This window comes from Vibrio sp. TH_r3, from assembly GCF_033101115.1.
GTDB lineage: Bacteria > Pseudomonadota > Gammaproteobacteria > Enterobacterales > Vibrionaceae > Vibrio.
Genome location: NZ_JAWMPW010000002.1, coordinates 212,545 through 227,681 on the forward strand (window position 1 = coordinate 212,545; position 15,137 = coordinate 227,681).

At 37.6% G+C, this 15,137-nt stretch carries 11 protein-coding genes and 3 pseudogenes; 9 read left to right on the forward strand and 5 right to left on the reverse strand.

Features of this window, described 5'->3' with window-relative positions; genetic code table 11:
* The first annotated feature begins 6 nt into the window (after positions 1-6).
* On the forward strand, positions 7-1,488 hold the full coding sequence (locus R3X26_RS03485; RefSeq protein ID WP_317715792.1) for an NAD(P)H-hydrate dehydratase: 1,482 nt from the start codon (positions 7-9) through the stop codon (positions 1,486-1,488).
* Between the two features lie 58 nt (positions 1,489-1,546).
* Here R3X26_RS03485 and R3X26_RS03490 read toward each other — a convergent pair whose 3' ends face one another.
* The gene (locus tag R3X26_RS03490; protein WP_317715794.1) at positions 1,547-2,056 is read right to left on the reverse strand and encodes a DUF2301 domain-containing membrane protein; all 510 of its coding nucleotides are present in this window, start codon (positions 2,054-2,056) and stop codon (positions 1,547-1,549) included.
* Between the two features lie 377 nt (positions 2,057-2,433).
* Here R3X26_RS03490 and R3X26_RS03495 point away from each other — a divergent pair, with 377 nt between their 5' ends.
* From R3X26_RS03495 to R3X26_RS03510, 3 genes and pseudogenes are all read left to right on the forward strand, one after another.
* A complete protein-coding gene (locus tag R3X26_RS03495; RefSeq protein ID WP_317715796.1) occupies positions 2,434-3,477 on the forward strand; it encodes a GMP reductase in 1,044 nt (347 codons plus the stop codon).
* A gap of 540 nt (positions 3,478-4,017) precedes the next feature.
* Positions 4,018-4,968, forward strand: a complete 951-nt coding sequence (locus R3X26_RS03505; RefSeq protein WP_317715798.1) for a glycosyltransferase family A protein — start codon at positions 4,018-4,020, stop codon at positions 4,966-4,968.
* Positions 4,969-5,075: 107 nt separating this feature from the next.
* Positions 5,076-5,584, forward strand: a pseudogene (locus tag R3X26_RS03510) (ISAs1 family transposase); the annotation flags it as partial.
* Between the two features lie 151 nt (positions 5,585-5,735).
* Here R3X26_RS03510 and R3X26_RS03515 read toward each other — a convergent pair.
* From R3X26_RS03515 to R3X26_RS03525, 3 genes and pseudogenes are all read right to left on the reverse strand, one after another.
* A pseudogene (locus R3X26_RS03515) lies at positions 5,736-5,885 on the reverse strand (IS3 family transposase); the annotation flags it as partial.
* Positions 5,886-6,033: 148 nt separating this feature from the next.
* Positions 6,034-6,861: a capsular polysaccharide synthesis protein gene (locus tag R3X26_RS03520; RefSeq protein WP_317715800.1), complete on the reverse strand. Its 828-nt coding sequence runs from the start codon at positions 6,859-6,861 to the stop codon at positions 6,034-6,036.
* A gap of 478 nt (positions 6,862-7,339) precedes the next feature.
* A pseudogene (locus R3X26_RS03525) lies at positions 7,340-7,653 on the reverse strand (transposase); the annotation flags it as partial.
* A 772-nt stretch (positions 7,654-8,425) separates the two neighbouring features.
* Between R3X26_RS03525 and R3X26_RS03530 the strand changes: the two are divergent.
* Genes R3X26_RS03530 through R3X26_RS03545 form a run of 4 tightly spaced genes read left to right on the forward strand, consistent with a single transcriptional unit; the run spans position 8,426 to position 11,993 of the window.
* Positions 8,426-9,280 (forward strand): siderophore ABC transporter substrate-binding protein, encoded by an 855-nt coding sequence (locus R3X26_RS03530; protein ID WP_411572387.1) that lies wholly within the window; start codon positions 8,426-8,428, stop codon positions 9,278-9,280.
* Positions 9,277-10,212: an ABC transporter permease gene (locus R3X26_RS03535; protein ID WP_317715804.1), complete on the forward strand. Its 936-nt coding sequence runs from the start codon at positions 9,277-9,279 to the stop codon at positions 10,210-10,212. Before R3X26_RS03530 ends, R3X26_RS03535 begins: the two co-directional genes overlap by 4 nt.
* On the forward strand, positions 10,205-11,230 hold the full coding sequence (locus tag R3X26_RS03540) for an iron chelate uptake ABC transporter family permease subunit (protein ID WP_317715805.1): 1,026 nt from the start codon (positions 10,205-10,207) through the stop codon (positions 11,228-11,230). Before R3X26_RS03535 ends, R3X26_RS03540 begins: the two co-directional genes overlap by 8 nt.
* Before the next feature lie 7 nt (positions 11,231-11,237).
* Positions 11,238-11,993 (forward strand): ABC transporter ATP-binding protein, encoded by a 756-nt coding sequence (locus R3X26_RS03545; protein WP_317715807.1) that lies wholly within the window; start codon positions 11,238-11,240, stop codon positions 11,991-11,993.
* A 25-nt stretch (positions 11,994-12,018) separates the two neighbouring features.
* Here R3X26_RS03545 and R3X26_RS03550 read toward each other — a convergent pair whose 3' ends face one another.
* Positions 12,019-12,996 (reverse strand): AraC family transcriptional regulator, encoded by a 978-nt coding sequence (locus tag R3X26_RS03550; protein WP_317715809.1) that lies wholly within the window; start codon positions 12,994-12,996, stop codon positions 12,019-12,021.
* A 127-nt stretch (positions 12,997-13,123) separates the two neighbouring features.
* Between R3X26_RS03550 and R3X26_RS03555 the strand changes: the two genes are divergently transcribed.
* Positions 13,124-15,115 (forward strand): TonB-dependent siderophore receptor, encoded by a 1,992-nt coding sequence (locus R3X26_RS03555; protein ID WP_317715811.1) that lies wholly within the window; start codon positions 13,124-13,126, stop codon positions 15,113-15,115.
* Positions 15,116-15,137 lie beyond the last annotated feature (22 nt).

The following is a 15,137-nucleotide window of genomic DNA, read 5'->3' on the forward strand; positions in this document are numbered from 1 at the left end:
ACTAGAGTGACTCAATTGAGTATGCCTTTATATACGGCAGAGCAGATAAAGACAGGTGAACAAAATATAGTCACAGAACTCAACATAGACATGTTTGAGTTGATGATGAAAGCAGGACAAGGTGTATTTTCCCAGTTGCAGGCACTATATCCTGACGTTAATAGTTTGCAAATTTATTGTGGGACTGGCAACAATGGAGGCGATGGATATATTGTCGCTCAACTTGCACTCCTTTCTGGTTACACTGTAACCGTGGTGCAATTAGGAGATAGCCAAAAAATAACGGGTCATGCTCATTTAGCAAAAAACTTATGGCTTAAAGCCGGTGGTAAGATAACGCATTTAAAAGACTGTAATTTAGTCAAAGCTGATTTAATAGTCGATGCATTGGTTGGTACAGGTTTAAAAGGGGGATTAAGAAACGAATATGTTCAAGCAGCTGATCATATAAATGATTCCGAATTAGATGTTGTTTCAATAGATGTTCCGTCTGGCTTGTGTTCCGATTCAGGTACAATTGATAATCAGTGCATAAAAGCGACGCAAACCATCTGTTTAATTGCTTTAAAAAGGGGCTTATTTACTGGTAACGCTGCAGAATTTTGTGGTGACGTCATCTTAGATGATTTGTCGATTGAACCCAACCGCATGCAACTCCCTTCCAGTCAATGCTATTTATTGTCTCAAAACGATATTGAAGCATGGTTAACACCAAGACGTAAAACAGTACACAAAGGTCAAAATGGGCGGGTGCTCTGTTTAGGGGGTGACCGTGGAATGTTCGGAGCAATCCGTTTAGCATCGGAAGCATGTATGCGAGTTGGCGCCGGTTTAACCAGAGTGGTTACTCAACCGGAAAACGTTTCTGCATTGGTCAGTGCAAGACCTGAAGTGATGGTTTTCGACTGGCGGGGCAATAGTAGCGAAATCAATGACCACCTTTGGTGGGCTGACGTGATTGCTTTAGGCCCAGGTTTGGGAAATTCAAGTTGGGGAAGGTCGTTAGTCGGTTATTCTAGAACCGCTGAAAAACCAATGGTAGTTGATGCTGATGGGCTAAATATATTGGCTAACACACCTGATTTTAACAGCCGAAGAGTCATAACACCGCATCCTGGTGAAGCCGCAAGGTTGCTCAATTCAACTGTTGAAGAAGTCGAGCAAGATCGTTTTGCAGCTGCACGAGCGTTACAATTAAAATACGGCGGTGTTGTTGTATTGAAAGGTGCAGGAACAATCGTATATAACGGCGATAGCTTCTGGGTTTGTGGCGCAGGAAATCCCGGCATGGCAACTGGAGGCATGGGCGATGTACTAACAGGTGTAATAGCAGGGCTAATCGCGCAAGGTTTCACAATATCTCAAGCGGCCATAATTGGAGTCTGGGTGCATTCAACGGCAGCTGATCAGTGTGCAAAAAAAGAAGGCGAGCGCGGTCTACTGGCTTCTGATTTGTTTCCTTACATTAGGCAGCTCGTGAATCTATAGAGTGAGGTTTTTTCGACATGAGCATCCACTTTGCGACAAAACGTTGTAACAGATAATATTAACTTTGATACTTAGTTTTATCGCCAATATCGAAATGCCTCGGCATACGCCATTTAGCAATACTTACTATCAGAAATAATACAGCAGAGACCATAGCTAATACTTTAGCCATGAGCTCTGCGTCTAATTGTAAGCTAAACCACAGAGCGGCTAAAATAAAAGGTTGCAAAGGTAATCCTGGTATTTTGAAACAAAAATATTCTTTAAAACATAGACCTCCTAACGTTATAAACGCACCGCCAAGGCCTACTTCTGGGTAACCAAGTAAAACACAAATTAATCCTATCCAAGTTGCCATTTGTAGCAATAATCGGAATGATTTTAGGTAAATATGTAACGAAGAAGCACACATTATCGCGCAAATGAATAACCAGTTTTGCACCGGATATCCAGTATTCCAAGGTAACAATGCGACAATCGGAAAACAGAATGTAAAACCTAGTCTGTAGATAATAACGGTGAGGTGGTCAAGCCAGTCTAGTTTGGATTTAATATGAGGGTCAGCCATAAGTATCATCGAAAAATTTAAAGTAATTTATGGTAGCAAGATTCGGGAATCAGAACTTGAAGTAGATCGATTTAATTGCTTATACCCTAACTCTATTCCTTTTTATTAGTTATCCGCGTAAAAATATGTTCGAAAAATGAGAAGATCAAGCGGTGGGAATTAAGTTTGTAACGTACAAAATGGTAGCACAAATTTTATGAAATTATCAGACTTGTAAGCAAGGAAATGCTCGCTATAATGTTTAAAACCGGAGTGCTTGCAAACGCTCCGGTTTTTTTGTGCCTGAAAATATTTGCCAGACATTCATGGCCATTCAAGTATTCAGATGCAATCAAGATTAACGGCATGGCAAAGTTAATAAAAATAAGGAAATGGATATGCGTATCGAACAAGAACTTAAACTAGGATTTAAAGACGTACTCTTTCGTCCCAAACGTTCCACATTAAAAAGTCGTTCTCAAGTGAATTTAACGCGTGAATTTATCTTTAAGCACAGTGGGCGTAAATGGTCTGGTGTGCCTGTTATAGCCGCAAACATGGATTCGGTTGCAAGTTTTGAAATGGCAGCGGCATTGGCTGAACATAATGTTATGACAGCAGTACATAAACATTACAATGTTGATGATTGGAAAAGGTTTATACAAAATGCAGATGAAACAACGTTAAATAACGTTATGGTATCTACGGGTACATCGGAAGATGACTTTCAAAAAACTAAAGATATTATGGCATTAACCGATGATATTATTTTTATCTGTGTTGATATTGCCAATGGATATTCGGAACATTTGGTCGAGTATGTAACCAAAGTTCGCCAAGCATTTCCAGATAAAGTGATCTCTGCAGGTAATGTGGTGACGGGAGATATGGTCGAAGAACTGATCTTAGCAGGTGCAGACATTGTAAAAGTAGGTATTGGTCCAGGTTCAGTCTGTACAACTCGAGTAAAAACCGGTGTAGGTTATCCGCAACTGTCGGCAATTATTGAATGCGCAGACGCGGCTCATGGTCTTGGTGGTCGTATAATTGGCGACGGTGGTTGTGCTTGTGCTGGCGATGTTTCTAAAGCGTTTGGCGGCGGAGCAGATTTTGTTATGTTAGGTGGGATGTTGGCTGGTCATGAGGAATCAGGCGGTGATAAAGTAGAAGTGAATGGTGAATTATTCATGAAATTCTACGGAATGAGTTCACAGTCTGCAATGGACAAGCACTCAGGTGGCGTTGCCAAGTATCGAGCAGCAGAAGGGAAAACGGTGTTAATTCCATTTCGTGGCACTGTGCACACTACTATTTCTGATATTCTTGGTGGTGTACGTTCAACTTGTACCTATGTGGGTGCAGCAAGGCTCAAAGAGTTAACTAAACGAACAACATTTATCCGTGTGCAAGAACAGGAAAATAACGTTTACGGAAAAGAATAATGTTTACTTATTTTCATTGTTTCAACAGTTTGTACAAATAAGCATAAAGCGATATTGCCTTTTTATTTTATAATCTTATATAAGTTTAGACATTTATTTAAAGAGGCAATTGTAATGGTACGATTATCCTGGAGACTATTTAAGCCTTATAATTATATGATAAATGAGGCCAAATTATGAAACGAAAAGAACGAGTAATTATTCCGACTAACAAAAACTAGAATATGCAAAATGATGGTTGAAGATGGATATTCTAATCAACAAATACAACAAGTATCGGGGGCATGTTCTCTGCCTTGGTTAGATTGAAAAGACAATATAAAGCCGAAAAGCAAGGTATGTTCAGATGATAAAAAGCGGCTTAAGAACTCTCCAGTACTAGTGGATCATTACACGTTCTCCCCGGGTTGAGAGCACCTAGAGATATCGTAGTTGGAAAAATTTTCACTAGTGAGTTAAACTTATGCAGAGTATTAAATCGTCATAATTACATACTAAATGTGCTTGCTTTTAGAACATGTTAAACAAGGAGTTAGTGGAATGCCTCTTAAGAGTAAAGTTGATGTATCGATAATTATACCAATGTATAATATGGAAAATTATATCACTGATACCCTAGACTCTATTTTATTTCAAGATACAAAATATGAACTTGAAGTCATTATTATTGATGACTCTTCTACAGATTCCAGCTTTAATGTTTGTAAAAATTATATAATGTCAAAGCAGTGTTCTAATTTTTCACTTATTAGTAATAGCCACAAAAAAGGAGTATCTGGTGCAAGAAATACTGGACTGGAACTTGCGGAGGGAAACTGGATTTCGTTCTTAGATAGTGATGACATATTATTGCCAAACTCAATTGAAAAGAAACTTAGGTTAGCTTATAAAAATGACGTAAAACTTGTATCTTGTGGCTATTATGATTGGTATCCATTAGATAATAGAAAAATTCCCATTAAGGAAACAGATAATAATTTAAAAAAAATTTTAACTAAGAAAAATAGTGAATCGTTCATATTACAGGATGCATATAATAAAATATTAGAAACGCTATCATATGTTAATGTTGGTACCATATTAGTGTCATCTTCAATAGCTAATAATGTAAGATTTGATGAAAGCCTTAAGATGGCTGAAGATACAGATTTTATCTTAACTGTGGCACTAAAATCACAGAAGATGCTATATATAGATGATAATTTAATGTCATATCGACGTGACAGGAATACAAGTATTACAACTCAGGGTGAGCCTGGTTCAATTTATAGAGAATATGTATTAAAAAAATTCCTTAAGGATCCTAGGTTACTTCACAATAGACAAATAACAAAACGTGCATTATTTGATAGTTTAATGAAGAATATTTATTTCTTTAGAGAAAACAAAAACTATATTAAGGCAACACAGAAATCGCTATCTTTAATATGGAACTTCCCTTTAAGTACGAAGGCTTGGTTAATGTTAGTCGCGTCTGTTATAAGGTATTAAGCGTACAGTGTAAGATCGCGAATGTCTTTTGACCATTTAGAACGATCGATTTACGATCATAATTAGCTGTGTCATATACTCTTTTTTACGAAAGAGATTAGCCAGCAATGCTCATTGATAAGTTTAGAGAACACTTTCACACCGTCACAGACAAACGCCAGTCACAAAGGTAAGTTATTACTTGTTTGAGGTGTTCTTCGGCTCATTGTGTGCTGTTATTGTAGGTGCTAAAGGTTGGTTTGATATTCGTGAATCCATTCTCGGCCATCATGAGTGGTTTAAACGTAATGGCATGTTTATTAGCGATATCCCTGTCGACGACACGATAGCACGAATTATTTCTAGGATTGACCCCGAGCCATTTCACGCCTGTTTTATAAACTGGATGTCAGCGGTAAATTCTCTAACTGATGGGAAGGCACTTCGGGGCTCATATAACCGAGATGTTCGAGTTGGCACTATCCACATGATTAGCGCCTATGCTTCATCGAACAAGCTTATTCTAGGGAAACTTAAAATCGAAGAAAAAAGCAATGAGATAGCGGCAATACCTGAATTCATTAAACTTGTTGATATCAAGGGTGCTTTAGTCACTATTGATGCGATGGTATGCCAAAATGTATATGGAATCCACGTATTTACAAAGTGATTATTGGTAATAAAAGTTAAGATGCGTACGTATTTTCGGCTTCTTAGTGAAGGAGCTACCTTATAGCCTTTGATGTTTGCGCACCTACCGTCCTCATCGAGTTATCAACCTCTTATTTTGTGTCAGACGAGCGCGACAACGCATAACCCACAGCATCTTTTGTTGCTAAATCTAGGCCGCAAACCAGATTGCTCCACCCCTGATTAGAACGAATATACGTCACGTCTGTCACCCAATGAACCTTGCATGTCTCAGGCGTAAAGTTTTTGTAGGGTAATGCCTTGCTTTTCAGCTTTATATTGTCGTTTCCAGCTATTGCTGTTCGGAAACTATAATTTTTTCTTTTTCGTTGCATAATAAACCTTAATGAATCATCTGATTATAAGACTTAATGCTTATCCAAGATAATCGTACCATTACACATTAAAATCCTTTAGATATCTCGTAAATACTTCTTCTGGTAGCGCATGACGAAATAACTTCCCTATAAAATAATCTGAATAATATAGTTCTCTAATGCTCATTTCAGCTAAAGTCGTTTTAAATGGGTTATTAAAGAGCTTAAACACACATTGTTGGTCATCTACAATATCTTCTACCTTGATTGTCTTGTCCAAATATAGACCATCACAGTTTTCAAATGTAATCGGCATGATTTTTCTCTCGTCTAGAACAATTGTTTGCGAGAGATTTCTATTTACTATAGGTGTCAAAGATCCTGCACCTATTTCATTATAGTGAAAATTCTTTTTTTTACTTAACAAGTCATCAATTTTTAATACGTACTCGGAAATAACTTTTGAACCAGGTGGTGCACCGTAAAAACTAACGGGGTAGTGATCTTTACCGTGACTCTGCCTCTTAGAAACTAGAAATTTTTTCTCTGTATTTATGATATCAAAATAATTATCTATACTTTTAAGCGCTATTGCTGAAGCATCACAGTATATACCTCCATAAGTATTAACAAGATTTGCCCGATAAACATCACATTTAACTGCCAGATCAGATTTGTTAGGCCAGATGTTCCGCTTTAGTTTATCCAGCCTTCCTCGAACATCAACATTAATATTACACGTTCTTATTCTGATGTTTGGGATATAATATTCTATATTAGATGTATTAATGAAAATAATATTCGAATCAGACCAGTTATGGAGCATCGTCCATCTACATAAAGTAATATACGCTGGATCAGGTTGACCTCTATAATTTTCCCAATAAATCCAAATTGGTTTGTCCATTGATCATTACCTTAGTGGGGTTTAGTTTTTAATTTTAGTGCATTATCCCACAGCAATTGCTAACTTAACAGTGTGAAAATTATCTAACTACAGCTCTTTTTTTGAATGTTTTGAGTTGAAAAATTGTCGGAGGGAGAAACATACTTTCTAGTAAATATGTGTTTAAATATTTCTTGTTACCAGTGTTGTTTTTACACAGCGTCTGAAGAGAACAGTCACTGTTTTTCCCAAACAGAGATAAAAAATGTAAGACAAACTGCCTACTAGGTTAAAACTTAAACACATTTCGGGGCAAAAACGTGATAGTAAAGTCTGTCAGATCTGTGTGAACATCAAACGATTTTGTCGTGCCAAACTAGCTTATACGTTATATTTTCAATTGCTGACTAGAAGTTATTGTAACTTTTTTAAGTCAGTTTCCTCTGGCGTTGTTGATCTAATCAGCTTGAAGATCAACGACATCATACATTGCGAGCCGTTAGCTTCTAACGGGCATACCTAGTCCTATGACTTTGTTAATCGCTTTGACATTCGCCATGATTTCGCCCACTTGAGCGTTGTAGCATTTCAAGCTTAATTTACCGCTTGTTAGTCCTTTATATCGGGATATCTCGGTCTCGGATATTGAACGATAGTGATAACCAGACTCAGTTTTCCATTCCGCTATTGTCCAATGTTTAAGAGCCGTTACCGCCCCGTTTCTGGGATGGCAGTCTTCCCAAAGAGCTACATTCTTTCGAGGTGGCATCAACGGAGTACACCCTTATTTTTTAGAGTCTCTTGGCAATTTTTGTTGTTAATAGCATTAGTTCACTCCTTCAGTCACCTCATTGTTGAGTGTATTGACGGAGAAATCGCAATAAACTGTTCTTTGCTACTTTCTAAACACCACATGCATAAACAATCTAAAATCTGATTGCTTTGAATGTTTTTGTAAACGACCCCAGTTACCTTAGTAGGAAGTCCACACTCTATGCAGTTGTCCAATTCTAGGTCGGGTAAATATTCAGAAATTTTCATGCTTTGATTCCTACTGATCAGTCAGGACTGGAAATTAATATAAAATATCAATGGATCAGTTAGAGTTATGTAAAATTTATATTATTTTATGGTAAATAGGTAACCTAGGAGGATCTGCGTAAGCAGATAACAAAACTTAGTTTAAGTGATGTAAAACAATGCGTCACCTCTGTGTTTCGCTTCGCGATTTATGCCAAAAGGTGGCTTTCAAAAACCATTATAATCACACAACAATTGTTATCACGTTGTTCCGTGCTTTACGGTTTTAATAAAGCAAGATAGTAACTAAATTTTCTATACAAAACATGAGATGGTTTCGACTCGATTGACCAATAAAAAGTGATCACTTTTTATTGGTTGTTCGGTGTGTAACGACGGAATTATTTTAATATGTGTCTTCTTCATCATCTAACCATTCAAACAAATACTTGAATCATTCTTCAGTAATCTTTATTATCTAAATCTTAATAATAATGCTTATCATCCGTATTAAGGAATAGTTAAAGTGAAAAAAATCGTTGTTTTACTCGTCAGTTGCTTATCTATGGCTTCGTCAGTTCTGCACGCAGCATCTGTTAATCATCTTTTTGGAACCACTACGGTAGATACTCCACCTAAACGTGTTGCGGTAATTGGGGTAGGTGCACTGGATGCATTAGATTACTTTGCTATTACTCCTATCGCTGTTTCTCATGGTACGACGTATCCGAAATATTTAGAAAAATACAATGGTGATAAATTTGCGTCGACAGGTTCATTGTTCGAACCGGATTTTGAAGCGATTTATACATTAAAACCGGATCTCATAGTGGTGGGTGCACGTGGCTCGAAGTTTTACAAAGAGCTACAAGAGATTGCGCCGACACTTGTGTTTACGTTAGATGATAAAAAGTCGTATTGGGAGAGCACTCAGCAGCAGTGGCGTAATCTTGGTACTTTGTTTAACATTGAATCACAGGTAGAACAGACGATTGCCGATTTTGACGTTCAGATCGAAAAAATAAAACAACATAATCAAGCGAATGAATATGATGCGTTAACGGTGATGAGCTCAGGTGGTAACGTGACAACATTTGGTGCACATTCACGATTCTCGGTTATTTATACTGATTTCGCCTTCAAAGAAAGCGTGCATGACATTAAAGATAGCCGACATGGTGACTTAGTGTCTTATGAATTTATTCGTGATGCTAAACCTTCGATACTATTTGTGGTTGACCGAGACAAATTGGTCAACAAAGGAAAGAGTAATACACGTGCCGCCTTTGATAATGATCTAGTGAAAGCCACACCTGCTTACAAAAATGATCGGGTCATTTTCTTAGATATTAACGCATGGTATCTTGCGATTGCAGGCGTTAATGCTACACAACAAATGATTGATGATATAGCACAGTGAGATGGTTATTGATTGGATTAGTGGGGCTGAGTTTCGCCTCACTATTTGTTGGAATAAGTGATCTATCACTCTACGCTTTATTCAATGGAAACTCTGACGCCTGGGATTTAGTTTTCACCAGCCGATTGCCACGATTGTTTGCGATATTACTATCTGGAGCAGGGCTTAGCATTGCAGGATTAGTGATGCAGCAGATTAGCCAAAACAAATTTGCTGCACCTTCTACCGCCGGAACAATAGAATGTGCGATGTTCGGTTACATGCTAAGTTTATTGATATTTGGTCATGGAAACGCGCTTTGGCTTATATTTCTATGCGCCATACTTGGTACGTTATTATTTATTAAACTCATTCAGTCTATTCAATTCAAAAATGCGGTATTTGTACCTCTCATCGGTATAATTTTTGGCAACGTTATTAACTCCATTGTTATATTTATCGCTTATAAGTACGACGCTTTGCAAAATTTGTCCGGATGGACGATGGCTAACTTCGCTAATATTTTGACAGGGGATTTTGAGTTACTTTATATTGCGATACCTGTTGCGGTATTTACCTATTTTTACGCGACGAGCATATCTGCAGTGGGAATCGGTAAAAGTTTCGCTATTAATCTCGGTTTAAAATACAACCAAATCGTTTCAATTGGTGTGGTGTTGGTGTCGGTTATGGCAGCTTCAGTGGTGATGATTGTTGGTCAATTACCATTTCTTGGACTCATTGTACCCAATGTAGTCAGTTATTTCTTTGGTGATAATCTACGAAAAAATATCGCGCCAACGGCACTGTTAGGTGCTTGTATTGTATTGGTTTGTGATGTGCTAAGTAGAATTATTATATTCCCTTATGAAATGCCTATATCCATTGTCATTAGCATTATTGGTGGGCTCGTTTTTATGAGTTTATTATTAAAGAGAGAACGTCATGGTTGAAAAAACAATTAATGCCAAAGTATTAGATAATAATACTTGTGCCGACAAAGGACCGGTAGATAAACTGCGTAATGATCAATTCAAAATTGTATTATTAACGGTTATAGCCATCGTGCTTGTTGTGACATTAGTTGGTAAAGGTTTAACACCGGATAACTATCAATATTTCTTATCTCGGCGTTTGCCAAAGGTGTTAGCGATGATTTTGGCTGGAACGGCAATTGCGTTATCGTCTATGGCATTTCAAACCATTACTCACAATCGGATATTGACGCCTAGTATCATGGGCTTTGATTCATTGTACGTTTTGATTCAAGTAATGATTGCGTTTTTTGTTGGTGGTTTGAGTCAATTTTTATTGAATCCATATTTGAATTTTATCATTTGTGTTTCACTTATGATTGGCTTTTCATTAACGCTATTTAAATTCTATTTTCGTTCGGGTAGAAAAAATATCATTATTCTATTACTCATGGGGGTTGTTCTTAGTCAGTTGTTTTCAAATTTTTCTACTATGTTTGCCATGATGCTCGATCCAAATGAATATACTATGGTTCAATCAACCATGTTTGCTAGTTTTAACAACGTTCAGGCTGAGCTTATTTATATCAGTCTTCCGATTATCCTGTTTTGTGCAATATGTTTATTCCGTATGAATGCACTGCTAAATGTCTTTTGGTTAGACCATGATAATGCAACCAGTCTTGGTGTTGACGTGGCAAATGTTTCTATGCGGGTTTTAATACTGAGCTCCATTCTTATCGCTGTTTCTACCGCACTAGTCGGGCCGGTTCTGTTTTTTGGTTTATTAGTGACTAATTTGGCGCGTGAATGGTTGCGTACATACCAACATAACATGTTGTTTATTGCCTGTTCGTTGCTAGCGATAGTCGCGTTATTACTCGGACAGTTTGTGATAGAGAATTTGCTTAATTTTCAAACCACATTGAGCGTTGTAATTAACTTTTTAGGTGGTCTGTATTTCCTTCGTATCTTACTGACCAATAAAATAATGTAGGTGTAAATTGATTAAAGTTGAACATTTAGCGAAACGTTTTTCAGGTAAAAATGTCGTTGTCGATAACAATGTAAGTTTCGAAAAAGGGAAAGTCACCTCTATTATCGGCCCGAACGGGGCGGGGAAAAGCACTTTATTGTCGATGATTAGTCGCTTATTAGATAAAGATTTTGGCACTGTTTTTATAGACGGAACAGAAATAGAGCAGTGGGACACCAAACTATTGGCAAAGAAGTTAGCGGTTTTGCGCCAGTCGAATAGTTTAAGCATGCGTTTTACTGTGCGTGAATTGGTTGCGTTTGGCCGTTTTCCATATTCTGGTGGAAAATTAAGCTCTGTTGATCAAAATATTATTAGTAATGCGATTGAGTATTTAGAATTAGCCGCGATTGAATCTAATTATTTAGATGAATTGAGTGGAGGGCAAAGGCAACTGGCTTTTATAGCAATGGTGATGGCTCAAGATACCGATTATGTGCTACTCGATGAGCCATTAAACAATTTAGACATTAAACATTCACTTCAGATAATGCGTAATATTAAACGTCTAGCACATGAAATGAATAAAGCGATCGTGATTGTTATCCATGATATTAATTTTGCATCCTGTTATTCAGATCATATAGTTGCGATGAAATCAGGCGAAATAATAAAAGAAGGCAGTGTAGAAGAGGTTATCCGAGAAGATGTTTTGCAAGCTATTTATGAAACACCTTTTAAAGTAGTGAGTTTAGCCCAGCAAAAAGTATGCGTCTATTACTGACGTAAAGATTAAGTTGTTGTTTACATTAATGTCTATCAGTCGTTAGCGCAGGTGGGTAACCAAACGCTTTTTTAAAGGCACAAGTAAAGTTAGAAGGGTGTTTATAACCTGAGGCGTATGCCGCTTCCGTAATACCAATTAATCCTGCTTCAAGTTTTTGTTTGGCGATGTTCAGTCTACGTCGTCGAACATACACCTGCATGCTCACACCAAAACGTTGTTTGAATTTCCTTTGTAAACTCGAGACACTCATAGATACTGTGTTTGCGAGTTGTTCTGATGTTAAGGCTTGTTGCAGGTTTTCCTCTATATATATTAACAGGGCGTCTAGTGCGTCTGATGATCTATCTGGTTGAGCTTTCACTATATTAGAATGATAATTCTGTGAAACCTGTTCGAATGCTTCTACAATAATCAACTGCGCTAAGGTTTCCATTCGGAGTTTATCGGTGATTTTTTCTGGTTCAGGATGTTTAAGTATTTGAGAGGTTAAAGTCATCATTGCGTCGCTAACGTGTAAGGGTAAGTAAGCTAAATGTTGGCTGATGAATTGATGAATATTACTGGTTGGCTCTAAGCGTTCTTTTACCCACTGTGCAGGCAACATGATATTTAATTTAGCGACTTTGTTTTTGTGATGCATTACTCGGCGAAAATTTGATGGTTGATTTAGGTTTACCACAACCGCTTTCATGCCATGGTTATCAGAGTTTAGATCAAATGATAAATGGTCATAACCAAAAGCAAGTTTCCCTTCTAATAATACCGTGATGATAATCGAGCTTTCAGCCATCGAGATGATCTCGTAATCTTCCAATTCGTTTAATGTTCCACCGTGCAACACTAACCCATTATTTACCCGATAAGAAACGAACCTTCCTTCTACTAAATTCAACCTATGCTGCTTTTTTTCAACAACAATGACTTGTTTATCTGCATTTTGAATACGGCGAGTAAAGGTGCCTTGGTTACTTGTTAATTTTTTTGTGCAATCGTTACTCATAGTGCCTTTTTCTCATAATAGATTGATGTTTTTGCATAACACATTTCAGTGTCCATTTATGCCTGTTGAAATTATTATAAATGATAATGAATATCATTACACATATTAATACAAAAAAGGTAATAGAATGAGAACGAGTAATAAATTAGCTTATAACAAGCTATATTTAGCAGTGGCGTTAGTACTCAGTGGACAAAGTTTTGCTAATGAAACTGAAAGCCAGGAGGAGATGACGGTCTGGGGGACACAAGTTTCTAGTAGTTCTGAATACTTGGGAGATCAAGATATGTCGTTAAAACAAGCCGACCATATGTCTGACTTGTTACGTGATATTCCCGGAGTTGATGTAGGCGGAACACACTCGGTTAATCAACGAATTAACATTCGTGGCTTAGGTGAATCGGACTTAGACATACGTCTAGATGGTGCATCTCAACACGCTAACATGTTCCATCACATTGGTAACTTGACCTTAAATCCAGATATTTTGAAGTCTGCCGATATACAAGTGGGTAATAACTCTGTTACGCAGTCAGGCCTTGGTGGCGCAGTCTATTTTGAAACAAAAGATGCAAAAGATTTACTACGTTATGATGAAAACTTTGGTGCACGTGTGTTTGGTGGTTACGCCACTAATGCAAGTCAACAAGGTTCGTTAACACTTTATGGGTTGCTCGGTGATCATGTTGATGCAATGGTATATGGTAACTTTGTTGAACGAAAAAACTTTGAAGATGGTGCTGGCGATAAAACGTATGGTTCTGCCGGTGATGTTGGCAACATGTTATTCAAATTAGGTTATGAGTCGTCGGATCTGCACCGTTTTGAATTCAGCTATGATATGTATCGTGATTCTGGAGATTATAGCCCTAGACCGGATATGTCTGGTGCGACTAATGTAGCGTTCAGTGATGACTCGTTAATTCCAACCGATTACGATCGCGATACCATCAGTCTTTCTTATGAACTGTCAGGCGAAAAACACACTGGTAAAGTGAATGTGTACAGCAGTACAACTGAAATTACTCGAGATGAATCAGAGATGGACCCGTGGCCGAGTGATCGTCAATCTCTCAATACGGCAAAGAACCAAAACATTGGTGTTACAGCTAAATTTCAATCTGATTTATTGTTAGCCGGTTTAGCCAATACCTTTACCTATGGCGCCGAATATCTTAATCAAAATAGCACCAGCACATATGGTGGTGTTAAAGCCATGGATGAAAATGCAATATCAAGCATTTTGTTTGTAGAAGATAAATTGTGGTTAACCGATCAATTAGCATGGACAGGGGGTGTTCGCTATGAGAATTTTGCTAGAGATGCAGAAACCAGTGACACAGATTTCAATGCATTAACATGGGGTCTTGGTGTTGATTGGCTTGTAACCGATCAAGTGACGCTATTTGCTAATGCAAGAAGTCTGTTTAAAGGACCTGAATTGTTAGAAACGTTTGTTAACTATCAAGATGTTGCTTATCTAGACGACGATATAAAACCAGAGACAGGCTTGAACCAACAGATTGGTATTCAATATTCGCAAGATTTTGGACCACATTTGATCAGTTCAAGTGCGACGGTATTTAAAACTGATATTGATAACTATATTTCTGAAACTTACCAAAGTGACGGCAGTTACTTAATTGAGAACATTGGTGATGCGGAACTAACTGGTTTCGAATTGAGTGTTAGCTACCGATACGATGCATTTTTCTCTAAGTTATCTTATGCTAAATCGGATAGCAAAGATAAAACCAATGGTGGACCATTGCTAGATGGAAATGGGCGTAGCGCGGATATTGGGGATAGCATCGCGCTAAGTTTGGATTATCAAATAGATTCAATTAACACTACTCTAGGTTGGACCTCTATTGTTGTATTGGAAGAAGATAATGTTGAAGAGGACTCCGCGGTAAAAGAAGGTTACGATACGCATAATTTATACGCTCAATGGCAACCGTCAAGTATAGAAGATTTACAAGTGACATTTGGTATCGATAATATCTTTGATGAACTGTATGTTTCTCATGCATCTAGAACAGGGTCGGCCAAAAATGAAACTCTGGATGACTATGAACCAGGTGTTAACTATAAATTATCTGCATCGTACCAGTTTTAATAACTGTGATTTATTTCATACA